This is a genomic window from Acidobacteriota bacterium (genome assembly GCA_026393675.1).
GTDB lineage: Bacteria > Acidobacteriota > Vicinamibacteria > Vicinamibacterales > JAKQTR01 > JBAXOX01.
This window is the reverse complement of record JAPKZQ010000003.1, coordinates 57968-82544: the sequence shown is the minus strand read 5'-3', so window position 1 is coordinate 82544 and position 24577 is coordinate 57968. Positions and strand designations below refer to the sequence as shown.

20 protein-coding genes are annotated in these 24577 nt (G+C 65.3%); 6 read left to right on the top strand and 14 right to left on the bottom strand.

Annotated elements, in window-relative coordinates; translation table 11 throughout:
* Positions 1 to 360: 360 nt before the first annotated feature.
* From NT151_00860 to NT151_00850, 3 genes are all read right to left on the bottom strand, one after another.
* Entirely contained in the window at positions 361 to 753 is a 393-nt protein-coding gene (locus NT151_00860; GenBank protein MCX6537473.1) for a hypothetical protein, read from the bottom strand.
* Between the two features lie 399 nt (positions 754 to 1152).
* A complete protein-coding gene (locus NT151_00855; protein ID MCX6537472.1) occupies positions 1153 to 2007 on the bottom strand; it encodes an MBL fold metallo-hydrolase in 855 nt (284 codons plus the stop codon).
* A 243-nt stretch (positions 2008 to 2250) separates the two neighbouring features.
* Positions 2251 to 3696, bottom strand: a complete 1446-nt coding sequence (locus NT151_00850; GenBank protein ID MCX6537471.1) for a radical SAM protein — start codon at positions 3694 to 3696, stop codon at positions 2251 to 2253.
* Between the two features lie 145 nt (positions 3697 to 3841).
* Here NT151_00850 and NT151_00845 point away from each other — a divergent pair, with 145 nt between their 5' ends.
* Positions 3842 to 5056, top strand: a complete 1215-nt coding sequence (locus tag NT151_00845) for a hypothetical protein (GenBank protein ID MCX6537470.1) — start codon at positions 3842 to 3844, stop codon at positions 5054 to 5056.
* Positions 5057 to 5161: 105 nt separating this feature from the next.
* Positions 5162 to 6376 (top strand): hypothetical protein, encoded by a 1215-nt coding sequence (locus NT151_00840; protein MCX6537469.1) that lies wholly within the window; start codon positions 5162 to 5164, stop codon positions 6374 to 6376.
* An 80-nt stretch (positions 6377 to 6456) separates the two neighbouring features.
* Here the strand turns inward: NT151_00840 and NT151_00835 are convergent, their stop codons facing one another.
* From NT151_00835 to NT151_00800, 8 genes are all read right to left on the bottom strand, one after another.
* Positions 6457 to 8427: a hypothetical protein gene (locus NT151_00835; GenBank protein MCX6537468.1), complete on the bottom strand. Its 1971-nt coding sequence runs from the start codon at positions 8425 to 8427 to the stop codon at positions 6457 to 6459.
* 57 nt (positions 8428 to 8484) lie between these two features.
* Complete coding sequence (locus NT151_00830; GenBank protein MCX6537467.1) at positions 8485 to 9588, bottom strand: DegT/DnrJ/EryC1/StrS family aminotransferase; 1104 nt, start codon at positions 9586 to 9588, stop codon at positions 8485 to 8487.
* Between the two features lie 9 nt (positions 9589 to 9597).
* Positions 9598 to 10329: a glycosyltransferase family 2 protein gene (locus NT151_00825; GenBank protein MCX6537466.1), complete on the bottom strand. Its 732-nt coding sequence runs from the start codon at positions 10327 to 10329 to the stop codon at positions 9598 to 9600.
* Positions 10326 to 10925 (bottom strand): acyltransferase, encoded by a 600-nt coding sequence (locus NT151_00820; protein ID MCX6537465.1) that lies wholly within the window; start codon positions 10923 to 10925, stop codon positions 10326 to 10328. The genes NT151_00825 and NT151_00820 overlap by 4 nt, the downstream gene beginning before the upstream one ends.
* A gap of 39 nt (positions 10926 to 10964) precedes the next feature.
* A complete protein-coding gene (locus tag NT151_00815; GenBank protein ID MCX6537464.1) occupies positions 10965 to 11993 on the bottom strand; it encodes a Gfo/Idh/MocA family oxidoreductase in 1029 nt (342 codons plus the stop codon).
* Between the two features lie 125 nt (positions 11994 to 12118).
* Entirely contained in the window at positions 12119 to 13417 is a 1299-nt protein-coding gene (locus tag NT151_00810) for a bifunctional folylpolyglutamate synthase/dihydrofolate synthase (protein MCX6537463.1), read from the bottom strand.
* A gap of 45 nt (positions 13418 to 13462) precedes the next feature.
* The gene (gene accD / locus NT151_00805) at positions 13463 to 14338 is read right to left on the bottom strand and encodes an acetyl-CoA carboxylase, carboxyltransferase subunit beta (protein MCX6537462.1); all 876 of its coding nucleotides are present in this window, start codon (positions 14336 to 14338) and stop codon (positions 13463 to 13465) included.
* Between the two features lie 285 nt (positions 14339 to 14623).
* Complete coding sequence (locus tag NT151_00800; protein ID MCX6537461.1) at positions 14624 to 15316, bottom strand: deoxynucleoside kinase; 693 nt, start codon at positions 15314 to 15316, stop codon at positions 14624 to 14626.
* Between the two features lie 9 nt (positions 15317 to 15325).
* Here NT151_00800 and menC point away from each other — a divergent pair, with 9 nt between their 5' ends.
* The gene (menC, locus tag NT151_00795) at positions 15326 to 16435 is read left to right on the top strand and encodes an o-succinylbenzoate synthase (protein ID MCX6537460.1); all 1110 of its coding nucleotides are present in this window, start codon (positions 15326 to 15328) and stop codon (positions 16433 to 16435) included.
* Positions 16432 to 18624 carry a HEAT repeat domain-containing protein gene (locus tag NT151_00790; protein MCX6537459.1) on the top strand — a complete coding sequence of 731 codons (2193 nt, stop codon included), beginning with the start codon at positions 16432 to 16434 and terminating at the stop codon, positions 18622 to 18624. Before menC ends, NT151_00790 begins: the two co-directional genes overlap by 4 nt.
* On the opposite strand, the gene NT151_00785 is transcribed toward NT151_00790, so the two are convergent.
* From NT151_00785 to NT151_00775, 3 genes are all read right to left on the bottom strand, one after another.
* Positions 18625 to 19710: a GGDEF domain-containing protein gene (locus NT151_00785; protein MCX6537458.1), complete on the bottom strand. Its 1086-nt coding sequence runs from the start codon at positions 19708 to 19710 to the stop codon at positions 18625 to 18627. It lies immediately after the preceding gene.
* Positions 19711 to 20273: 563 nt separating this feature from the next.
* Positions 20274 to 21818, bottom strand: a complete 1545-nt coding sequence (locus NT151_00780; protein ID MCX6537457.1) for a tetratricopeptide repeat protein — start codon at positions 21816 to 21818, stop codon at positions 20274 to 20276.
* A 2-nt stretch (positions 21819 to 21820) separates the two neighbouring features.
* On the bottom strand, positions 21821 to 22999 hold the full coding sequence (locus tag NT151_00775; GenBank protein MCX6537456.1) for a D-alanine--D-alanine ligase: 1179 nt from the start codon (positions 22997 to 22999) through the stop codon (positions 21821 to 21823).
* Positions 23000 to 23048: 49 nt separating this feature from the next.
* On the opposite strand from NT151_00775, the gene tgt reads away from it, so the two are divergent.
* The gene (tgt, locus tag NT151_00770) at positions 23049 to 24224 is read left to right on the top strand and encodes a tRNA guanosine(34) transglycosylase Tgt (protein MCX6537455.1); all 1176 of its coding nucleotides are present in this window, start codon (positions 23049 to 23051) and stop codon (positions 24222 to 24224) included.
* The gene (gene yajC, locus NT151_00765; protein ID MCX6537454.1) at positions 24221 to 24577 is read left to right on the top strand and encodes a preprotein translocase subunit YajC; all 357 of its coding nucleotides are present in this window, start codon (positions 24221 to 24223) and stop codon (positions 24575 to 24577) included. Before tgt ends, yajC begins: the two co-directional genes overlap by 4 nt.

Here is a 24577-nt window from a genome sequence, read left to right as displayed (position 1 = left end):
CGGGAGGGCGGGCCGCACGGGCTGCTCCCGATCTGTGCGTGGAGCAAGAAGGTCCGAAATGACAGCGGCTCCTGGGAGCAGATCGAAGTCTACGTGCGCAATCACACCGAAGCCACCTTCAGCCACGGCATCTGCCCGGATTGCCGAGCGAAGGTCGAGGCCGACATCACGCCCTGACCATCTCTCGCCAGGAAAACACTCCGGGCGGTGCAGGAGTCCAGGTGCCGGGCCCCCATCCGGCATCCGTCCTCCCGACACCGCCCGTTCTTGCTGAGCCTGCCACGCGGGCAGCCGCTCAATCTCTTCTCGCGAAGCGCGGATCCGGCCTTGTCGTGCCGTCCTCGCGTCCTATCGACCCGTCTACTCGTGCCCGCCGTGCCCGGGCTTCGCGGTCTTGCGCGCCGCAAGCTTATCAGCCTTCGCCTTCCGCCGGCCAGCCAGGTAGGCCTCGCCGGGCGCCCAGTGCGGGCTCACCGCCACCGCGATGTTCATGAAAGCGTTGGTCGCCAGCCGCTTGATGCCGCGGGCGGCGTAACCGGCCACCATCGCGAAGCCCACGAAGGGCAGGAACACCACGTAGAGGGCGCCCATGAAGGGAGCCATCAGCAGGAACAGGAAGCTCGGGATCCGGGTGTAGCGCCGATCCGATCCGCCTGGCAGGAGACCGCCCTCGGCCGGAATCATCGCCATGTCCCAGGCCCTGGCGCTCCAGTAGAACCCGTAGTTGACCTTGGTGCCGCCTTCGTGTGCCATGATGTCCTTCTTTCTATGTCAGTGCCAGTTCGTTGCCCGTTGTTCTCTGTCCCGTTTCTCACTCTCACCTTCTATATATAATCTACGGCCGCGACACGATTTTCTCAATCGGGATAATGCCCGGATTCACAGGGAAATAGTGCGGATTTGTGGGGCCGAACGTGCTGATTTGCGCGGTCGCATCAGCCCGGGATTGACAGGGGTAACCGCCGGAGGCGGTCTCCGGAAAACACCCGAGACGGCGCACGCGGCCTTGGCTCGCCGTAGCCGAAGGCGGAGGCGGCCGACCAGGGGCCCCGCGGGCGAGATTAGGCGCTATTCGTCGCGATATCAGGCCTGTCCGGCCCAAGCCATTCCGTGGAATTGAGCACGTCGTCGGTCGTGAGCGCTGAATCACCCCTACCGAAGGTTGATCATCCGTCCATCGTCGAGCAGCCAGCAATCGCCGGCGAAGCCCGATTCGGCGACGAGCGCACGCAGCCGGCGAAGTGCGTCGCCCCGCTCGTAACGGATCGACAGATGGTGCAACAACAGGCAGCGGACGCCGGCCGCGCGTCCGACCTCGAGCGCCTCGCCCACCGTGGCGTGAATGTCCCACTTGCGCTCGTCCGCATCGAGAAACGTCGCGTCGTGGACCAGCAGGTCGGCCTTCGTCACCAGTTCTGGCGGAATCGGCATCGTGTCGCCCGTGTGCGCAAAGACGACATGGCGGTATTCCTCCATGATGGCGTCGCGGCCCATCGTGCGAACGCGCTCGCGCACCTCGGATTCGGGCAGTCCCGTGAACTCGGCCTTCAGGTGACGGCGCACCTCGAGGACACGATACCCGAGCGTCAGCTCGGAGATGCCGTGCCTTGACGCGAACGCCTGCAACACGCGCGTGCGACCGCACGGGCGCTCGTCGCCGGCCTTCACGCCGATCCACGTCACCGGAAACTGCTCGTGTGACCAGAGGCGGCCGACCAGATCGCGGATCGTCTCGACGCCCGCCGTGCCTTCGGGATAGATAATCGTGACGGGCTTGTCCTGCGCGCCCTTGCTGAAGCGACGTGAGGCGATGAAACCCGGGAGGCCCAGCAGATGATCAGCGTGCCCGTGCGTGATCGCGACGATGTCCGGTGCCCACACCTTCTGGCCGAGGGCCAGCTGGAGCCCTTCGCCCGCGTCAATCAGCAACTGGAGCGGCCGGTGCCACAGCCAGTTGCTGTACATGGCGCGAGAGAAGCCGGAGATGGTTTCCTGGAGGGTGAGCACTGACGACCATAGTAACCCGGCAGTCCGGTTGTCGGCGTCGGAAGAGTCCCTTCCATTCCGTCATTCCGGCGAATGCCGGAATCCAGTCATGTACCACTCTGGATGCCGGCTGCCACCCCAACGCGGCTGCCGCGTCGGGGACCCCGGCTTCTGCCGGCATGACGATCTCGATGTGAGATCCATCTTCGCGCCGCGGTGACGGAAACGTGCTTCATTCGGCAGGATGTGGTCGACAGCAGCTGTCTACGTGCGGGGGCCGACGAGCCGGCGAACGATCGCCCGCAAGCCCGTGGATTCGGTTCGCGGTTCGCCGCCGCCCGCGAGTGCTTCGCGTCCTGTTACGCGACCGCCCACCTGGAACCGCGTGCCAGGCACCCAGCACTGGTGTTCGACGACCAGCTGAAACGATTCTTCGGCGACCTGCTCGGACGGCGCGATTCTGAAGCGGAATGTCGCGGTGCCGCCCGGTGGAACCGCGGCTTCCGCAAACGAGCAGATCCGATTGCGCCCAATCCAGCTCGGATCGTAGTACGCGGAATGACCATCCCTCGGATTGGCTGTGCCGATGAGGATCGTGTCGCTCGCGGTCCACGTGGATGCGCCTGCGTTCTGCACGGCGAGGCACATCTCGACGCCGCCCTCGAGCGTTGATTGCGCCGGCAGCAGGCGAATCGAGTACAGGCGCAGCGGATGCGGCCCGGTGGGAACCACGGTGCAGCTTCGGCAAATGCCGGGCATCGTGCGGCCATCAACAATGCCGGCACGAAACGCCTCGAACCGTTCGCCCTGCCAGATGTCGTTCGCGCTGGCCTCGTTGAGGTCGCCCATCATCGCGGTCGCGTTGCTAAGGGCGTAGCAGCACGGGAAAACCTTGCCGTCCTTGTCGATGATGGGCACGTCCCACGGCGCGAAGCACTGCTTCGTGTCTGTCTCAGATGGGCGCCGCTCTTCAGCCGGCGGGCGCAGCAGATCGGCCGGATCGTGGGTCTCGGCCGCCACGCGTTCCGGCAACTCGAATACCAGGTTCAACCCGGCGCGGTCGGACTCCTCCTGCAGCCTCGCGACATCTGCCGCCAGACCGTCTCGCCAGCGCGTCTCTTCGGGCTCGAGGCCTGGCGTGTAGTCCACGAGTCCCTGGAGCACGTACGTCCGGACGCCCAACTCCGCGAGGCGGGCGGGAAACGCGAACAGACTCTCAATGTTGGTGCGCATCATGACGGACGACACCGTGCGCTGCGACGGTTTGAGCGCGGCTGCGAGATGTCCCACCCCCGTCAGTGCTTTCTCGACCAGCCCCCCGCGAATGGCCTTGTAGATGGCGGCGTCGGGCGAGTCGATCGAGACATTGACACTATCGAGGTGTACGAGCGCGGCGAGTTCCGCGGCGATGGCCGGCGTGACCAGTGTGCCGTTGGTCGTGAGCGTCGTGTGAATGCCCTCCCGGTCGAGCTCCCGCAGATAGTCGAGGCACCTGGGATTCAACAGCGGCTCGCCGTAGCCGCCGATATTCGCATGGCCGGCCTGCGTCGCGAACGGCACGACAGCCTGCCACAGTTGGTCGGACATGGGCCCGGGCTGCGCGCTCGACGGCGTTCGGCCGGTGGTGAGCGGACACATCCTGCACGTCAGGTTGCAGCGGCTGGTAATCTCAATCAACACGCCGGCTGGAGGGCCGAGGGCGGATGCCAATGGGCTCACGTCGACACGATATAACAGTTCGCCGCATCCTGGCTGAGTGTGCGCATGCTCACGCACACCGACCGGCTTGACAAAGCACGAAGCGCACCAGAGAGTAGATGAACTTCGGGGGATCGCCCCCGCGCTCGGAGGCCCGGTGGCGCTGACTCTTCCGTCGCTGTTGCACATCCCGCTCCTCGCGCGCGCCCAGTGGGCGAGGATCGGGACGATTGCGCTCTATATCGCGGTCGTTGTCGTGTTCCTCATTTCAATCAGACATTTTTACCAGAAGAACACTGGATTCACTTCACTCATCCACTTCGGCAGCAAGTTCTACGATCGCACGCTGCCCGCCGTCCGCTACGCGCGGCATGCGATCTCGCTTGACGACTGGGGCGACGATGGCCAGTTCTATGCGCAGATGGCGGTGGAGCCGCTGCTCCGCAATCGACAACTCGACGTCGCTCTCGACAACCCGCCTTACCGCTCGCGCCGGATCTTGTTCGCGTGGACGGCCTACCTCGCCGGTCGAGGAGAGCCGGAGTGGATCCTGAAAGCCTACGCGATGCAGAACATCGTCGCGTGGCTCGCGCTGGCCGGCGCATTGCTCTACTGGTTTCCGCCTGTGCGCGCACGAAACGTGCTGCCGTGGATCGGATGTCTGTACAGCGCGGGCCTGCTCATCTCGGTCCGATTGTCAATGCTCGAGGGGCCGAGCATATTGGTCGTGACGCTCGCCATCCTCGCGCACGAGCGTCAGCGCGGCTGGCTCGCAACGGGCTTGATGGCGATGTCCGGTCTGGGCCGCGAAACCAACATGATCGGGAGCGGGCTGCTCGTTAGTCGGGTGCCGCGCACGCGCCAGGAGATCCTGACGGTGTGTGGGACCGCGGCATGTATCCTGCTCCCGTTCTTCTTGTGGTCGCTCTACGTGTCATCGATCTACCCGAATTTCTCCTACACCAACCCTGCCAGCTTCGCCGTGCCGTTCTCGGGCTACCTGACCAAGTGGTCAACGACGCTTGGCGAGTACTACCAGTACGGCTGGCATTCGAATGCCCGCTTCAATTTCGCCGTCCTGATCGGCCTGTCGGTGCAAATGGCGTTCCTGGCGCTGCGGTGGGAGTGGAAGAGCGCATGGTGGCGGATGGCGGCTCCCTACTGCCTGCTCTTTGCGATGACGAGCTACGCTGTCTGGGGCGGTTCGCCGGGCGCGGCCCCGCGCGTGCTGTTGCCGCTCACCTTCGCCTTCAATGTGCTCGTGGCCAGGTTGGAGGGGTGGAGTTTCTGGGCGCTCGTCATCCTGGGAAACCTGTCAGTCGTTTCCGGGATCGCCGCCATCGAGACGCCCTGGCTGTCGCAGCTGTTCTGACACGCCACAGCGTCGGTTGAGTCTGCCCGTCTCCGGCTTGACAAAGCGCGAAGCGCACCAGAGAGTAGATGAACCTCGGGGACCCACCCCGCGTCCGGAGGCCTGGTGGCGCTGACATTCTCGCTGTCCTCCCGCATTCCGCGACCGTCGCGTGCCCAGTGGGCGACGATCGGCACGACCTTGCTCTACATCGCGGTCGTCGTCGTGTTCCTCGTGTCGATCAAGCACTTCTATCATCGCAAGACCGGCTTCACCGCCCTCATCAACTTCGGCGACCAGTTCTACTACCGCACGCTGACCGCCGTCCGCAACGTTCCCCACACGACGTATCCGGATTCGTGGGGCTACGACGGCCAGTTCTACGCGCAACTGGCGGTGGAGCCGCTGCTTCGCAACCGGGAGATCGATACCGCGCTCGACAATCCGCCGTACCGCGCGCGACGCATCCTGTTTTCGTGGACGGCCTACCTGCTGGGCCTGGGCCAACCCGAGTGGATCCTGAAGGCGTTCGCGCTGCAGAACATCCTGGCGTGGCTCGCGCTCGCGTGGCTGCTCGCGCGGTGGCTGCCGCCGTCGCGCCTGCGCAACGTGCTGCCGTGGATCGGCTGCCTCTACGGGACGGGACTGCTCGGATCGGTCCGGTTGTCGCTGGCCGATGGACCGAGCATGCTGGTGGTGACGCTGGCCATCCTCGCCCACGAGCGCCAGCGCCACTGGCTGGCAGCCAGCCTCATGGGACTTTCCGGCCTCGGGCGCGAAACCAATATGGGCGGAAGCCTCCTGCTCTTCGATCGCATTCCACGAACGCGCGACGAACTCCTCAACGCGGCCGGCCGGATTGCCCTCATCATCCTTCCGTTCCTGCTCTGGTCGATGTATGTCCGATCCGTGTACCCGAGCTTCATGTATTCGAACCCCGCCAGCTTCAGCTATCCGCTGGCCGGCTATCTGACGAAATGGTCGGCGACGCTGACCGAGTTCCGCGTACACGGCTGGGCGTCGGCCGCGCCCCTCAATGCGGCGGTGCTCGTGGGGTTGACCGTGCAGGCCGTGTATCTGGCGACCCGGTGGGATTGGAAGAGCCCGTGGTGGCGAATGGCGGCGCCCTATTGCGTGCTGTTCGTCGTGACGAGCTACGCCGTGTGGACAGGCGACCCGGGCGCGGCCCCACGCGTGCTGTTGCCATTGGCGATCGCCTTCAACATCCAGATTGCCAAACTGCCACACCGCTGGTTCTGGCCGCTCGTCATCGTGGGCAATCTGTCAGTGCTCTCCGGCATCTCGGAAATCGAAACGCCCTGGCTGTCGACGCTGTTCTAGCCCCGGCCACCACCATCAAATGAGAGGAAATGGAGCGGCTGACTTCTTACGACTTGCGCAAGAATGCGCCCGACCCTCTTTCAGCGGAGCTGGTAGATGCGGGCCTCGTCGCCACGCCTGAGGCCGGGATCAAGAGCCACCAGGCGCAGCTCCGGGCGGCGCGCCATGGCGGCGATCACCTCGTCGTAGCGCGTGGCGCCAAAGCCATCCTCGTGCACAACGATGAACTCGACGTGCCGCTGGCGGAACATCATGACCGACTGGTCGTCGGGGAACGCGCGCGCCTCGCGCAGGAACGTCATGTACGAACGCGGGAAGAAGCCGCTGTTGCCGTTGACGAGCGTCATCCAGTGGAACGTCGAGAAGTACTCGTAGCGCGCTTCCTTCCAGAAGTTGGCCTCGGCGTCGGGCACCGGGAGCTCCGCGATGACCCCGGCTGGCCGGCCCTTGAAGAACTCGTAGATCTGCGGCGGGTTGCGGGGTGCTGGCACAAAGGTGAGCACCACGCGGCTCTCCATCAGCACGATGGCCGCCAGCGCGGCCGCCAGCATATAGCGTGACCAGGGCCGCCGCAGCCAGCCGGTGATGCGCGCCACGCCGTACCCCGCCAGCACGGAAAGCGACACGCCGACCAGCATCGAGAAGCGCGCCGGCACGCGCAGGCCGCGGAAGGGGAACAACGCGTGATAGAGCAGGGGATACGTGATGCCGTTCAGACCCAGCGAGGCATCAAACGCAAACAGCAGCCCCACCCCGTAGGCCAGCCGGACCAGCGAGAACGGCGGCCACAACGCGACGGCGGCCAGCACGACGACCGTCAGGCCCGGGAACAGCGAGGCCTCGGGGCCGTGGAACCGCGCCAACTGCCGGCCGTAGACGATGCTGGGTTCGAGGGCGCCGAGATAGTTCACGGAGTGCGCGCTGTAGAACTGGATCCCTGAGAGGTCGCGGTCGCCCACCACGCCGCGGCTCGCCAGGTAGGGTAGCGCCAACGGCAGCAGCAGGACGCCGGCTACGGCGCAACCGACGGCCAGCGGTGCCAGCGTCGCGCGCACGCGCCGGGCGCCCGCGGCCAGCACGCCCCACACCACAACCATCCACGTCGCGAGATAGATCCCGAAATAGAGCGAGGACAGCGCCTGGGCCGCGACCACGACGCCGGTGGCGGCGCCACGCCGCGCGCTGGGTTGTGCGATGACGCGATGGAGGCACAGCAACGCCAGCGGCATCCAGAACGTCATCAGCAGCTCGAGATGCGAGTAGTGTTCGAAACGGAACGGGTAGAACGCGAAGATGACGGCGGCGACAAACGCCGCCCCGTCGTTTCGGGTGAGCGCCCGCACCAGGCTGAACATGGCCATCGCCGACAGGACGAAGGTGGCGAGCACGGCGAGGTTTGACAGGAACAGCTGGTGCATGCCCAGCCAGAGAAACGGCGCGCCAATCAGGCCCGGCAGCAACATGGCGTCCGAGAAGGCGAGCGTGAAGCGCTCCGGGTAGAAGATGTTGGCGTCGAACAGATGCAGCGGGTCGCGCGGCAGCTGGTGCGCGACCCACGAGAGCCGCCACACGGTGAAGTACGGGTCGCCTGGATCGCGCACGGTCATCATCGACGTCCCCTGGGGGTACGTCATGATGAGCGTCAGCACCCAGAACACAAAAAACATCACAGTGGGGCGAACCCATGCGCCCCCGGCCCACGGCGCGCTCCCGCCCGGCGCGCCGAATTCATCGATGTCGTTGGTGACCGGGATGCGCGTCACGGCGCGCGCGGCGACCGTCAGCACTCGGAACGGCCACAGCACGGCGAACCACAGCCGCCGATGAAGCGGATGGTGCCGCGCGACGAGGTGGCGGATGACGAGGAGCACGACGGCCGCAATGGCCGGCCGCCACGGATCGAGCAGGGAGACTTTGATGCCAGCGATACGGCCGCGGTAGCCGCCGTAAAGGAAGATGGCAGTGGCGGCGGCCAGGAGCAGGAGCGTGATCGCGTCGGCCGCCTGCGCCCAGGCCGGCAAAGAAACGGGGTCGGGTGATTTCTTCCGCATGTTGGAAGCGTCTCGCACGTGGCGCCGGAAGGAAAAAGTCACCCGACCTCTTTCCCGCTAGGCGTGGAACTCCCGGATAGCCGCGCACACGCGGTCGATCTGCGCCTGCGTCAGCTCCGGGAACATCGGCAGCGACAGAATCTGGTCCGCGGTCCCGTCGGTCACCGGCAGACGGCTCGCGCTCGACGCCAGTTCCGCATACGCCGGCTGGCGGTGGATCGGAATCGGGTAGTGGATGCCGGTCTGGATGCCCTTCTCGTGCAGGAAGTGCTGCAACTGCTCGCGCTTCGGCGTTCGGATGACATACAGGTGGTAGATGTGTGACGGGTCGTCCGCCGGAATCTTCGGCGCCACGACATTTGGAATCCCCTTCAAGCCCGCGTCATACGCGTGGGCGTGCTTGCGCCGCAAGGCATTGCATGCCTCGAGCCGCGGCAGCTTCACGCCGAGAATCGCCGCCTGAATCGTGTCGAGCCGCGCGTTGGTGCCCTTCACGACGTGGTGGTACTTCTTCGACTCGCCGTACGCCCGCAACTGCCTCACGGTCGCCGCCAGCCCGTCGTCGTTGGTGGTCACCATGCCGCCGTCGCCCATCCCGCCGAGGTTCTTGCCCGGGTAGAAGCTGAACGTCCCGAAATCGCCCATCGACCCGCAACCCTTGCCCTTGTACCGCGACCCGTGCGCCTGGCATGCGTCCTCGACAACCTTGAGACCGTGCTTTTTCGCGATCGCCAGGATCGCGTCCATGTCGACCGCCTGGCCGTACAGGTGCACCGGGCAGATAGCCTTGGTCTTCTTCGTGATGACGGGTTCGATCAGATTGACGTTGATGTTGTAGGTCTCGGGGTCGCAATCAACCAGCACCGGCACCGCACCCACCGCCGACACCGCGAGCGCCGTCGCGATAAACGTGTTGCCCGGCACGATCACTTCGTCACCGGCCTTGATGCCCAATGCCTCGAAGGCGATCCGCAGGGCGTCGAGGCCTGAGCTGACGCCGATGGCGTGCCTGGCCCCAACCAGCTTCGCGAAACCCTGTTCGAACGCCTCCACCTCGGGGCCGAGAATGTACTTGCCGTGCGTCAGCACCTTGCCCACCGCTTCGTTCAACTGCTCGCGGATGGGCGCATGATGAGCCGCCAGATCAACAAACGGTACGATGTCCACGCGTCACCTCTTTATATGGAGTCCCAACAGGATCAAAGGCCGCAGGATGCTCCACCACCCGGTGATGGGTTTCATCTTGGTATAGCCGAGCTCGTGCGGCGGATAAATCTTGGTCACCGGCACTTCCTTCACCTTGTATCCAAGCCGGACCATCTTGTAGAACAGGTACGGCTCCAGCTCGTAGTGGTCAAGCCACGGCTGGTCAAGATCGATGCCCGACGCGCGCAACGCTGACAATCGGATGGCGCGGAAGCCGTTGGTCGTGTCGGTGAAGCGGCGCATCACAATCAGCGAAAACAGCCACGGGTGCACGATGCGCGTCGCTATCTGCCGGTAGAACGGCATGTTGCCGAAATCGCCGCCCGGCAGGTACCTCGACCCCTGCACGAAGTCGCACCCCTCATCGTCAATCGCTGCAAGTAGTCGTTCGATTTCGGGCGGCCGGTCCTTGTCGTTGCCGGCCAGGATGACGACGACGTCGAAGTTCTCGGCGAGACCGTACTTGATGGCGGTGCGGATGGCAGCACCCGCGCCCGACCGCGTCGGGTGCCTCAGCACGACCGCGCCTTTGCCAGCCGCCACCTTGGGAGTGTTGTCGGTGGACGCGTCGTCGACGACGACGATGCGATCAACCAGACCAGGGGGAAAGCGGTCGAGGACGCGGCCGATCTTGGCGGCCTCGTTGTGTGCAATCGAGGCGGCCATCACGCGAAGGGCCGGGCGGGAGGCTGTCACCGCTTCTTGGTCTTCCTCGCGGGCCTCGCATCACCCTCGAGTGTGGTCACGCCCTTGCTCGTTTTGCTGTAACGCAGCCCGCACTTCTTGCACGTGAGCAGCGATCCGCGCCCGATCAGCGGCTGGCAACATTCGCACACGTAGCCTCGCACGCGGCCCGGGTTGCCCAGGACCACCGCGTAATCCGGCACCGGCCTGGTCACCACAGCGCCCGCACCGATAAACGCGTAGCGCCCGATGTGGCAGCCGCAGACGATCGTGGCGTTAGCGCCGATGGTGGCGCCCTCCTCGATGGTGGTGGCCACCGGTGTCCAATCGCGCTTGCTGCGGGGCCGATTGTCGTTGGTGAGCGAGCAATTGGGGCCGAGGAACACGCGGTTCTTCACCGTGACGTATTGCCATACCGCCACGCCGTTCTTGATCGTCACATCGTCGCCGACTACCGCGCCGCTTTCGACGAAGGCGTGATCGCCGATGTTGCAGTGGCTGCCGACCACCGCACCCTTCATCACGTGCGCGTAGGCCCAGACATTGGTCTTATCGCCAATCTGGTCGGTTTCGACCAGCGCGAGCGGATGCTTGAAGAAGTCGCCCATGATCAGTCCCTCCCCGGGGGACTCGGCTGAACGTCCCGGCTACACCTTGACCGGCGCGCCGCCCATCGACATCGATTCGTTGATGGCGGCCGCGACGCGCACCACGTCGGCGGCAAACCGGCCGTCGCTTCTGAGTTTTTCGGGAGCGTTGAGGCCTTCGAGGAAGGCGCGCGCTTGCATCCGGAGCGGTTCTTCGCGCGGCACCTTGGGCAGCGTCACATCGCCTTCGCGGGCGAGCAACTGGAACTCGCCGAAGTCCGCGTACTCGCGCGGCTTCTTCAGCACGCCCTTGTCAAACACCGTCACCGGGCCCATCGTCGCCATGTCGTCCCACGTGGCCATGCGCGATTCGCCCACCACCGTGATTTCGCGGACCTTCTTCGGGTCGAGCCAGCTCACGTGGATCGAGGCCACCACGTCGCCCGGGTACTGGAGTGTCATCACCGCGACATCCTGGATGCCCGGCTGGAGGAAGGCCTTGCCGACCGCCGAGACTTCGACCGGCACCGAGTCGAGCAGGTAGTTGAAGATCGAGATGTCGTGAGTGGCGAGGTCGAGCACCGCGTTCACGTCGCTGCGGATCGGGCCGAGGTTGGTCCGCCGGGCGAACAGGTAAAAGACGCGGCCCAGATGTCCCGCCGTCACCAGTTCCTTGATCTTGAGGATGCCGGGGTTGAACAGGAACACGTGGCCAACCATCAGGCGCAGATTGCGATCGGCGGCGAGCTTCACGAGTTCGTCGGCCTCGGCGCCGGTGAGACACAGGGGCTTTTCGGAGAGAACGTGTTTGCCGGCTTTAAGCGCCTGGCCCACCACCTCGAAGTGCGTCATGGTCGGAGTGGCCACGACCACCGCGTCGGGCTTGGCCGTGGCCATCATCTCGGAGGCGGTAGAGAAGGTGGCGACGCCGGGTTGTATCGATTTGATCCGGGCAAGGCGTTCCTGCCGAAGGTCGGCGACGCCGACGACGTCGGCTCCTGGAAGCGCGGCGAAGTTCCTGACGTGGTTGGGGCCCCATTCGCCCGCGCCAATGACGCCGATGCGCCAGCGTTTATTCTCGGAAGACACGAGGGTCCGGCTCCTTGCTGTTCCCCTGATTGGGCCGCGAATGGCGGGGAACACAGCATCCTAGCATAGCGGACAGACTCTCCGGCCGCCGGATCTCGGGTCGCCAGAGCGCGCGGGTTACGGCGTCAGTCGGTTCGACCGTGTTGCGGAATCGTCGGCAGAATTGCTCCCAGGAGGAAAATCGAGCCGGCAACGCAGATGGCGCGCCCGAACTGAAACGCGCACGCAACCGCCTTGGACGGATCGGGTTCGATCTGAATGGGCAGTTCGGGTTTGAGTGTCGCGATGAGGGCCCCGAGCTCGGCTGGAGGCGCCGCGCGGGGCGACGGTGGGGATGTCAGCATGATTCGCGTTGCGTGCGGGAGCAACACACGCAACATGCCTTCGATGTCCTTGTCCCGCATCGCGCCGAACACCAGTGGCAGACCTTCTGGATAGGCATCCCGGAGGTAGGCGGCGAGGCATTCGGCTCCGGCCGGGTTGTGTGCGGCATCGAGCAGCATCTCGCGGCCATCGTCGAACGACACCAGCTCAAGCCGGCATGGCCATCGTGCCCGCGTGAGGCCGTCGACGACCGCTGGAGGCGGAACGGAGACGCCAGCCGCGTCCAATGCTTCGAGGAGTCGCACCGCCACCACGGCGTTCCCGATCTGATGAACCCCGCGGAGGGCGAGGGTGCACGGGGCGTACGACCGCGCCGGCGTCCGCAGCGCCATCGTCGTCAATCCGGCCCTCGACGAGGCAGACACGTCAACACCGTCCCACGCCTGAACGAGCGATGCGCCCTGACGGCGGCAGACCTCATCGATCACGTCGACGGCCTCCGGCTTTCGCTCGCCGCACACGACAACCATGCCCGGCTTGGCGATGCCCACCTTCTCAGCGGCAATGGCTCGAATCGTCCCGCCGAGATGCGCCTGATGATCGAGGTCAATCGTCGTAATGGCGCCGGCTATTGGCGTTGCCACCGTTGTGGCGTCCAGACGTCCGCCGAGACCGACTTCGAGCACGGCGATGTCCACGCGACGTTGGCGGAACATGACCAACGCCATCGAGGTGACGACCTCGAAGAACGTGGGTTGGGCGCGCAGGCCGCCATGCTCGAGCAACCGATCGATGGTGGTGCGCACCTCATCGAGCGCGGCGGCCATCTCGACGTCGGTGACCATCTCGCCGTCGACGACGAACCGCTCCCGAAGGGTGACCAGGTGCGGAGACGTATACAGACCGGTTCGATGTCCTGCCGCGGTCAACGCCCGAGCGACCATCGCGCAGACCGAGCCTTTGCCGTTGGTCCCCGCGACACAGACCGTGCGGTAGGCGGCCTGGGGCCGTCCGAGGGCACCGGTCAAGGCCCTGATGTTCTCCAGGCCGAACTTGTGGCCGTGAAACTCGAGGCCGAAGAGGTATTCCAGGGATTCCATGGGATCCAGCCAGAGGCGAGAAGAAGTAGATCTACCGTCTGCTGACTATTGGCTACTGGCTACTGGTTTCTTCTCGTCGGCTCTCATGAACCGCAGCGCGCGGGCAATGGTCGCCTTGAGTTCCCGCCGGTCCACCACGACGTCGAGCATGCCATGTTCGACGAGGAACTCGCTGCGCTGGAATCCTTCGGGCAGCTTCTGGCGGATCGTCTGCTCGATCACGCGCGGCCCCGCGAAGCCGATGAGCGCCTTGGGTTCGGCGATGTTCAGGTCGCCGAGCATCGCGAAGCTCGCCGTCACGCCACCGGTGGTCGGATCGGTGAGCACCGAGATGTACGGCAGCCTGGCCCGGTCGAGCCGCGCGAGCGCGGCGGAGACCTTGGCCATTTGCATGAGCGACAGCGCGCCCTCCATCATGCGCGCTCCGCCCGAGCACGAGACGATGATGACCGAGGTGCGTTCGGCCTGGGCGCGCTCGATCGCCCGCGTGATTTTTTCGCCGACGACCACGCCCATGCTGCCGCCGATGAAGCCGTACTCCATGGCCGCAATGTGAACAGGGATCCCATCGAGCAGGCCCCGCGCGGTGACGATGGCGTCGCGCCGGCCGGTAGACTTAATTGAGGACGCCAGTCTCTCGCGGTACGGTTTCGTATCGGTGAACACCAGCGGGTCGGTCGACATCAGGTCGGAGTCGTACTCCTCCCAGTCACCATCGAACAGTGACCGCAGGCGCTCGGCCGCGGTCATGCGAAAGTGGTGCGCGCACTTGCCACACACATGCACGTTGGCCTGCAGATCCTTGTTGTAGATGATGTGGCTGCACGACGGACACTTGACCCACAGGCCTTCGGGAACACGGACGGTCGTGTCCTTCGTGGTCGCAATCGGCGTCTTCTTTTCCTTCTTGAACCAGGGCATTCCGGTCACAGCTTATCAAAAGATGGCTCAGACAGGGCAGGGCGCACGAACAAGGCGCCCACGGGCGGGGTGTAAGCAGACGGGGTTCGGGATTGGGGATTCGGGATTGGCAGCCGAAAGACGAAAGACTCGAATCCGAGATTGTCGTCCTGAGCTTTCGCGCTGGAGGCCTGGTGTTCAGGCACTCCGAAGCCAGTGGTCGATCAACGGCAGAAGCACGTCACGAGACGGGAGGTCGCCTCTCCGAGTCCCCCCGAACCCCGAACCCCGACTACCGACTGCGCTTTACCGTGTCCTGGGCACGTAGTACTGCGTGCCGCGGCCGAGCGTCTTGATCTGCCGGACCAGGTCGTCGATTGCCTCGTCGCTCCGGCCGAAGTCGATCTGTGAGGTCTCTACGACGAGCAGGGGGGTCGTCGTGTAGTGGAAGAAGAAGTGCTGATAGGCCTCGTTCAACCCCTTGACGTAGCCGGGATCGGGCCGGAAGGCCTGCTGCTCAGGGTCGCGGCTGCGCTCCTTCAGGCGCTTGGCCAGCACGTCGGTCGGCGCCTGCAGGTAGACCACCAGATCGGGACGCGGAATGTCGCGCGCGAGCAGTTCGTACAGCCGCTGGTAGATGAACAGCTCGTTGTCATTCAGATCCAGGTACGCGTAGATGCGGTCCTTTTCAAACAGATAGTCGCAAATCGTCACCTGGCTGAACAGTTCCGTCTGACGCAACCCGGAGAGCTGCCGGTGACGGTTCAGCAGGAAGAACAACTGCGTCTGGAAGGCCGCGCCCGGCCGGTCCTGGTAGAAGTCCCCGAGAAACGGATTCTCGGTGTCTTCCAGGATGGCAGTGGCGTCCACTCGCGCCGCAAGTCGTTCAGCGAGCGCGGTCTTACCGACGCCGATGGGGCCCTCGATGGCCAGGTAGCGATAGTCCAACTGGGGCGAGTATACCGACCGCGTCGCGGGTGAAGCAAGGCGCGGTAACATACACCTGTTGTGAGAATCGAACGCATCGAATTGAGACTGGTGCGGTTGCCGCTGGTCCGCTTTTTCGAAACCAGCTTCGGCCGGGTCTACGACCGGACGTTCCTGGTGACGAAACTGGACGGCGAGGGCGCGTGTGCGTACGGGGAGTGCGTGGCTGACGACAACCCGTACTACAGTTCCGAGACCACCGACACCGCGTGGCAGATGATCAGCCAGTTCCTGGTGCCACTGGTCCTAGGCGTGACCTTCACGCATCCGCGTGAGGTGTTCCCGGCGATGCACCGCGTGCGGGGTCACCACATGGCCAAAGCCGCCATCGAGATGGCCGCCTGGGATCTGTTTGCCCGGCAGCAGGGTGTACCGCTGCAACAGGTGCTCGGAGGCGCACGAACCGAGATTGCCGCCGGCGTCTCGATTGGGATCCAGGATTCGCTCGAACAGTTGGCCGAGCGCGTAGCCGCCGAATTGGCCGATGGCTACCGCCGGATCAAAATCAAAGTGAAACCCGGGTGGGACGTGGAGGCCGTGGCGCTGGTCCGCGAACGCTTCGGCGCGATCCCCCTGATGGTGGACGCCAACGCGGCCTATTGTCTCGAAGACGCCGGCCACCTGGCCAGGTTGGATCAGTACGACCTGATGATGATCGAACAGCCCCTCGATTATGACGACATCGCGGATCACGCCACGCTCCAGCGGCAACTGACAACCGCGATCTGTCTGGACGAATCGATCCACTCTGTCCGGGCTGGGCGCGACGCACTCGATGCGAACGCCTGCCGCATCATCAACATCAAGCCAGGACGCGTCGGCGGCCACGCCGAGTCGATCCGGCTCCACGATCTGTGTGCCGCGAGGCACGTGCCTGTCTGGCACGGCGGGATGCTCGAGTCGGGCATCGGGCGCGCGCACAATCTCCACCTGTCGACCTTGCCGAACTTCTCGCTGCCGGGAGACGTGGCGGCCAGCCGCCGGTACTACCAGCCTGATCTGATCGAGCCGGGTATCGAGGTTCAACCAGACGGGATGATCCGGGTTCCCGATGGTCCCGGCATTGGCGTCCACGTTGTCGACGATCGGCTCGAGCAGGCCACGCTCCGCCGCGCGGAGTTCACGCGGTGAGCGCCCGAACCGGCGGGGCGTCTTTCCGCGTTCGTCTTGGGTTCCGCATCACGTGCGTCGGTTTCCTGGCGATGTCGTGGGCTGGGGCTGCCGCGCTGGCTTCCGCCCAGCCGGCTGGGCCGCTGGCGCTACCAACCTACGAGCAGAAACTCGCGTGGATGCTGAGGCTCGAAGATCAGCGGATCCTTCGCGACCTGCCACCACCTGTGTCGACCACGCCCTCCGCGGCCACGCGCGCATCCGGGAGGACGCGCAGCGCAGCGCCAGTGGTCGTCGCGTCGCCAGATCTGGTGCGATTGCTCGGCGATGGCGAGGGGCGCGTACGCCGGCGCGCCGCGTTGGCCATCGGCCACGTCGGGCTCGCGGAAGGCATCGAGCCGCTGGCCAAGATTCTTGCCGCCGATGCCGAGCCTGAAGTCAGGCAGATGGCGGCCTTTGCGCTCGGCCTGATCGGTCAGCGAGCTGCCATCGAGCCCCTTCGGACGGCGCTGAACGATTCGTCTCCGCTTGTGCAGGGACGTGCCGCTGAGGCACTGGGTCTCGTCGGGGATGCCGCGTCCGCGTCGGCCGTCGCCGCCATGGCGACCAGGCATCTTTCTGCCAGCAACGTCGCGACGTTCGATCCGGACGACCTCAGGTACCCCCAGTCGACTGGCGTCGAAGCGTTTCGGCTGGGTATCTATGCCCTGGCGCGGCTGAAGTCGTACGACGCACTCGCGTCGGTCGTTCTCGACCAGGCAGGGCAGCCGCGGGCCCGGTGGTGGCCGGTCGCGTACGCGCTGTCGCGCACCGACGACAAGCGCTTCGTGCCAGCGTTGATGACGCTGGTCGGCGGCAGCGGCAGTCTGACGCGCGCGTTCGCCGCGCGAGGCTTGCAGACAATCAAGGACGGCAGTGCCGTGGGCGCGCTGATTCTGCGGGCCCAAGGCTGGCAGGACGATCCCCGGGCCGCCGTCGCTTCGATTCGTGCTCTCGGGCAGTTGGGCATGCCAGAAGCCGCTTCGGTCGTTCGCGGACTCCTTCAATCACGCCTCCTCGACCCCGGCCTTCGACTCGAGATCGTCGCGGCGCTCGGCGCGCTCGGTGACGCCGGGTCGATCGATCGCTTGATCGATCTGGCGGCCGATCCCTGGCCGGCCATGCGCGCGGCCGCCTTGCGCGCGCTGCGGCAGGTCGACCCCGACACGTTCCTCATGGTGTTGTCTGGCCTCGATGCGGACCCACACTGGAGTGTCCGGGCCGCCCTGGCCTCGATTGTCGGGACGTTGGATCCTGCCGTCGCGGTGCCGCGCCTGACCGCGATGCTCGGCGACCGGGACGAGCGGGTGATCCCGGCTGCCGTCGAGGCCCTCGCCAGGTTCCGGCCGCCCGACATCGGGTCGGCCCTCCTTCGCCTGCTCAAGCACGACGATGTGATTGTCCGGGCGGCGGCGGCGACCGCCATCGGTGAGGTGAAGCTCCCCGGAGGGGAAGCCGCCCTGGCCGAGGCCTACCGCGCGGGCGAGCGTGACGGCATGTACCAGGCCAGAGCGGCCGCACTCGGCGCGCTCGCCAAGTATGGATCCGGACCCGCCATGCCGGTTCTGAAGCAGGCCCTGACCGATGGCGACTGGGCCGTGCGGGTGAAAGCGCTTGCGCTCGCACGCGATCTCGATCCGGCCACCGACTTCAGCGCGGCCATCCGCCCGGCTCCCGGCTCCGCGGCCGACCGCTACGCGTCGCCATTGCTGGTGTCGCCAGCGGTGTCGCCCCACGTGTACATCGAGACCGACAAGGGCACCATCGAAATCGAACTGGCCGTACTCGACGCACCGTTGACGGCGGCGAACTTCCTCGCGCTTGCGCGCAGCGGGGCCTTTTCCGGCGTGGCCATCCATCGCGTCGTCCCGAACTTCGTCGTGCAGGACGGCGACACGCGCGGCGATGGCGAGGGGAGCCCGGGCTACACGATTCGCGACGAACTGAACGAGCGCCCGTTCCTGCGCGGAACCGTGGGTATGGCGCTCGATTGGCAGGATACCGGTGGCAGCCAGTTCTTCATCACGCACTCGCCACAGCCGCATCTGGATGGACGCTACACCGTGTTCGGCCACGTGGTGGCCGGCATGGAGTGTGTGGATCGGCTGCAGCAGTGGGACATGATCCGCCGGGTGCGGACGTGGGACGGCGTCGAATTGACCGTCAAGTAGTCAGCTGACCAGCGCGTGCAGGAACGAGCGTGAGCGCGTCTCGATTCGCTTCTTGCCGGCGCGCTTCGCCGAGTAGAGCGCCTTGTCCGCCCGCTTGATCATCGCTTCCGGCGTGTCCCCTTCGGCCCACGCCGTGACCCCACCGCTGAACGTGAACGTGACGAACCGTCGCTCGCCGCCCAGATCGTACTCGTAGGACGGCGAGATGCGGCCGAGCGACGCGGTAAGCCGCTCCCGCGCCCTCGCGGTCGACCCGGTCTGGAACAGCAGCGCGAATTCCTCGCCACCCCAGCGCGCCGCGATGTCGCCGCCTTCGAGACAGGCAGCGAGAATCTGCGACGCGGCGACGATGACCCGGTCCCCGACCTGGTGGCCGTGCTTGTCGTTGATCCGCTTGAAATCGTCGAGGTCGATCATCGCGACTGTAAACGGTGTGGAGGTCCGGGCGGCCCTGGCAATCCACTCGCGAAGCGCGACGTCGAGCGCCCCGCGGTTCGGCAGGCTCGTCAGCGGGTCGGTGGCCGCCTCGGCTCGTGCCGACTTGAGACTCTGCTGGAGCGCTTCGACGCGGGACGACAGGAGTTCGCACTGCCTGGCGTCGGTTTCCTCGCGACGGGCAACGGTCTGTTTGAGCGTGACGATCTCCCGCGACAACTGGCGTTTCAGTTCGCGGATGTCCTGGATCTCGACCATGCTTTCCATCACGGTGGTCGACCGCTGCAGTTCGGCTTCGAACTTTCTGGCATCTCCACGCAAGGTATTGACGACCTCGCGGAGCACCCGCATGAGATCGGTCAGCTCGGCTTCGCGGTCGGCCCGGTCGATTCGGACCTTCTCGAGCAACGTCTCGCAGTCGGCGACCACCTGATCGGCCACGGCCGACAGCGCGTCGGGGCCGGGCTCCACGCGCAGCCGCGAGCGCCACTCGGCGACATGGTTCCGTACGGCAGGCGCGCGACGGGAGGACGAGTCGGGCACGTACTTCCCGATCATCACCAGCAGCTGGTCCGCCAGTGTGAGCAGCACGGGCACCCGGTCGTCGTTGGATTTCTGGTTCAGGGCGAGTTCGATAATCTCGTTTGGCACGGTTCAGCCTCGGATGCAACGACCTGCAGGATTAATCGGCATTCCGGGCCGGGGCTTGAATCAGGGCGGAAAAAACAAAGGGGGCGACTGCCGCCCCCTCGCGTTCACGACTCAACAAGGCCTAACGCTTCTTCGCGGCCTTCTTCGTCGCTTTCTTTGCAGTCTTCTTCGCCATCGTAATCCCCCCTTTCGGCGTGTTCAGTGTGAGTGAAAACTCCCGTCTGCCGGGAGGTGCGCGCAAAAAAACGGGGGTGACGCCACCCCCGCAGATGATGTGAAGCGCTTAGCGCTTCTTGGCCGCCTTCTTGGTGGCCTTCTTCGCAGTCTTCTTCGCCATTTGTCCTCCTAGGATTGTAGCTGCCCAGCTGGTTACCGTCTTCAAACGATCACAAGCACTGGGCTGAGCAATCCAGGCTCATACAATATGTAGATTATCGGTGAGAAAAAAGCGATGTCAAGCACAAAGTGACGTACGATGAGTGATTTCTCCAGACGCCTCGAGCCCGGTGAGTGATGTGAGGCGTCGATTGTCGACCGAATGCGACACGCGTGCGGGCGGATGATCAGCGGCGGAGGCGCGCCAGCGCTTGCGTGGCGGCATCGTGTGTCGGCGCGTCGGCACCAGCAACGCGCGCGGCCCACTCGTAGTTCGAGATGGCGCGCGTGCGATCGCCGGCGGCTTCGTACAGCCGGCCACACGCGACAAACGAGCCGGCAACAAACGGCGGCGGTGGCGCCGGCCGCGCCTGCAGGGCCCGTTCGAAATCGACCAGCGCGCGGGCGCGATTGCCTGTGGCTTCCAGCACGCGTCCCCGCCGAAACCGATGCACGCCGTCATCAGGTCTGAGTGCAATCGCCCGATCGAGTTGCTGGGCGGCCTCACTGGTCGCGCCCCGCTCGAAGGCGCGCCAGCCTTCGAGCGAGAGCCGGTACGCCTCGGTCGTACGCGCATCCGGCTCCCTCGACAATCCGTCGAGCGCCGCCTTGCGGATCTCGCGCGGATCGCCGAGGGGCGCGCTGGCCTGGGCGGCCTGAAACTCGGCCACGGCCTTGTCGCGCCGTCCCAGTCGATCGTACGCGCGGCCTAGTCCCAGGTGCGCTCTGGCGACCGCGCCGAACGGCTTCACGGGCCGCCGCTCGACGATGAGGCGGAGTTCGTCAAGGGCCCGATCGGATTCGCCCAGCGCGTCCAACTGATCGGCGGCGCCGAGGTGGCCCCATGTCTCGCTCAGCTCAGCCTCCCGGAGATTGCCGCTGCGTGCGGCATCCACCAGCGACCGATACGCCGCCAGCGCGGCGGGCCGGTCGTTCCGGTAGATCTCGTGCACCTGCGCGATATTCAGCAGGAACACCGGGTTGTGCGGGTAGCGGGCCCTCAACTCCTCGAGCAGCGCCAGGGCGCCGTCCGGGTTCTTTTCGTACCAGAGGTAAATGAAGTGAAGCTGGTAGGCCGCGTCGCTCTTTAGCAGAACGCCCTGGTTTCTGGTCTGGATCATCTGTCGCAGGCCCTTGGCCTTGTCGCCCCCGGGCAGCAAGAGCAGCCACCGGAGGACCTTGAGTACGGCGGGGGCGGTGTCGGCGTAGTACTCGTACATGCCGATCCCGAAATTGGCGTCCTGGATCTGGTTATCGAGCGACAGCGCCTTCTCGAGCGCGTTTTTGATGCGCTTGCCGTCGCGCGCGGCGGCCAGATACTCGCTGCGCTGGGCGTGATACTGCACGCGCGAGCCATAGGCGGCACCCAGATAGAACCACGCCTCCGCCCGTTCGGGCTCACGCGAGGTCCACTGGTCGCACCGATTGATGGTCTCGCCGATGCGCGTGAGGAAGGCCTGATCCAGGCTGTGACTGTCCAGATCGAAATACACCTGCCACCAGAGCGATGCTGAGCGAATCACCTCGCAGGCTTCGCTCGGCGCCGGTCCGCAGGCATGCGCCAGTTCGGCATCGGCCGCCGCAAAATCGGCGTCGTAAACCAGATCGTAGGCGCGCTTCAAACCTTGCGCGTTCGTGAGCCCCTTGATCGGCGCCATGGCGGCATGGCCGCTTGCCATCGACGCCACCACCAGCGCGACGGCCACGACGACCCATCGGGCCTGGCTGCGCATGATCACGACACGGTCGTGCGGAGATCCTGTTTGTCGGCGTGTCGTTCGATCGCCAGTTCGATCAAACGGTCGAGGAGCGCCGCGTACGCCAGCCCGGTGGCGCCCCAGAGCTTCGGATACATACTGATCGTGGTGAACCCGGGGATCGTGTTGATCTCGTTGACGAACCACTGACCCGACTTCCCATCGAGCAGGAAGTCGATACGCCCCATGCCGGCTGCGTCGACCGCGAGGAACGCCTCGACGGCCAGCCGCCGCACCTCCGCGGTCTGCGCCGGGGTCAGCGACGCGGGGATCTCGAGCTTCGATCCGTCGTCCAGGTACTTGGCCTCGTAGTCGTAGAACTCCCGCGACGGGATGATCTCACCGGGCACCGATGCCTCAGGCTGGTCGTTTCCGACGACCGCCACCTCAATCTCCCTGGCGTTGGGCACGGCCGCCTCGACCACCAGCTTGCGGTCGTACTGCGCGGCCAGATCGAGGGCCTGCTCCAGCCCGGCACGGTCCTTCGCCTTGCTGATCCCGACGCTCGATCCGAGATTGGCCGGCTTGACGAAGACCGGCAGCTTGAATCTCGTCATCAGATCGGCGAGCACCCGCGCGCGGTCGGCCAGCCAGTCGCGCCGCTTGACCACCACGTGCGCCGGGATCGGCAACCCTCGTGCCGTGAAGAGCGTCTTCATCACGGCCTTGTCCATGCCCACCGACGAGGCCAGCACACCGGCACCCACGTACGGCAGGTTGGCGAGTTCGAGCAGGCCCTGCACCGTGCCGTCCTCGCCGCACGGTCCGTGCAGGACCGGGAACACGACATCGAGATGCATGCCGTGGACCACGGCCGAATCAAGCGCGGTGTCGTGGCCCGCCTCGTTATCCGGACCCCGCCGTTCGATGGTCAGCAACGCCTGGTCGTCGTTGGGGTATGCGACCAGGTGTGCTTCCCGAGAGGTTCGCGCCTGCCGCGCCTCCTGATCGCGCACGTAGTCTTTGGCATCGGCCTCGGAAAGAGCCGCCGGCGGCCGATCGGGCACGATCCACCGGCCCTGAGGGAGGACGTAGAGCGCCACCGGGTCGTATCGGTCGCGAGCCAGGTTGGCAAAAACGGACGTGGCCGATCGGATCGAGACGAGATGTTCGCTCGAGCGGCCTCCGAATACAATACCGACGCGGATTTTTTTCACAGAAGTCTAATATATCCTACGGTCCCGTATTCTTGGTGCTCGAGTGTCTATGCCACCTGTCTTCTCCTTCCGCGTGCTGACGACCGACGGCGCCGCCCGGAGGGGAGAGATGACGACGGCCCACGGCGTCGTCCAGACGCCAGCGTTCATGGCGGTCGGCACGCGGGGTGCCGTCAAGGGGCTGACGCCGCGCGACCTCGTGGGTGAGGGAGCCGAGATTATTCTCGGCAACACGTATCACCTCTGGCTGAGACCGGGAGACGGGTTGATCGCGAGGCAAGGCGGTCTGCACCGATTCATCGGCTGGAATCGGCCGATTCTCACCGACAGCGGGGGATTCCAGGCGTTCAGCCTTGGCGAGCGCCGACGTATCAAAGAGGAGGGCATTCACTTTCGCTCGCACCTCGATGGGTCGGAACACCTGTTGACCCCGGAAGGGGCCACTGATAGTCAGGCGCAGCTTGGGTCGGATATCGCAATGGTGCTCGACGAGTGCCTCGCGCAGCCGGCGTCGTTCGACGCCGTGCGCGAATCGACCGAGCGGACGGCTCGCTGGGCGCAGCGCTGCCGGGAGCGGTTCCTCCAGCTGCAAGACGGGGAAAATGGGGTCGGACCTCATTTTCCCATCATCACCAACCCCGGTCAGGCCCAATTCGGCATCATCCAGGGTGGCACGGACCCGTCGCTGCGGACCTTGAGTGTCGAACGCACGCTGGCCGTGGGATTCGAGGCCTATGCCATCGGGGGGCTGAGCGTGGGCGAGCCCACCGACACTATGTACTCTGTCGTCGAGCACACGGCTCCTCAGTTGCCGGCCGACCGGCCCCGCTACCTGATGGGGGTGGGCACCCCGCTGGATCTGGTCGAGGCCGTGGCCAGGGGCATCGATCTGTTCGACTGCGTCATGCCCACGCGAAACGCCAGAAACGGCCAGTTGTTCACCAGCGAAGGGCGGTTGACCATCAAGAACGCCAAGTACGCCGAAGACGCCAGACCGCTCGACGCGAATTGCGCCTGCTACACCTGCGCGAACTTCTCGAGGGCGTACCTGAGGCACCTGTTTCTGGTTGGAGAGATGACCGGCGCCATCCTCAACACTGTTCATAATTTGCGCTTCTACCTTGACACAATGGCGCGGATCAGAGAGGCTATATTTTTTGGCGCGTTGGGAAGTTTGCAACAGTCACTGCGCTCAACCTTTTCCCGCCCGTTGTGTGACTCATGACCGAAACAGGACTTCTGCCTCAGGGTCTAGTGCTGGCGATGGCCGCACCGGCCGATAGCGGCGCCAACCCCTGGGTGCAACTCATCCCGTTCGCCCTGGTCCTGGCCATCTTCTACTTCCTGATTCTGCTGCCCATGCAGCGGAAACAGAAGAAGGTCCAGCAATTCCTCAACGCACTCAAGGTCGGCGATCGGATCGTGACCTCAAGCGGGATTTACGGCCAGATCACGAAGATCTCCGACAAAAGCGTCCAGGTCCAGATCGCGGACAAGGTCCGGATTGACATCAGCAAGGCGGCGGTGGCTGGGTACCAGGGCCAGGACCCGGTCGCGCCCGAATCAGTGAATCAGTAG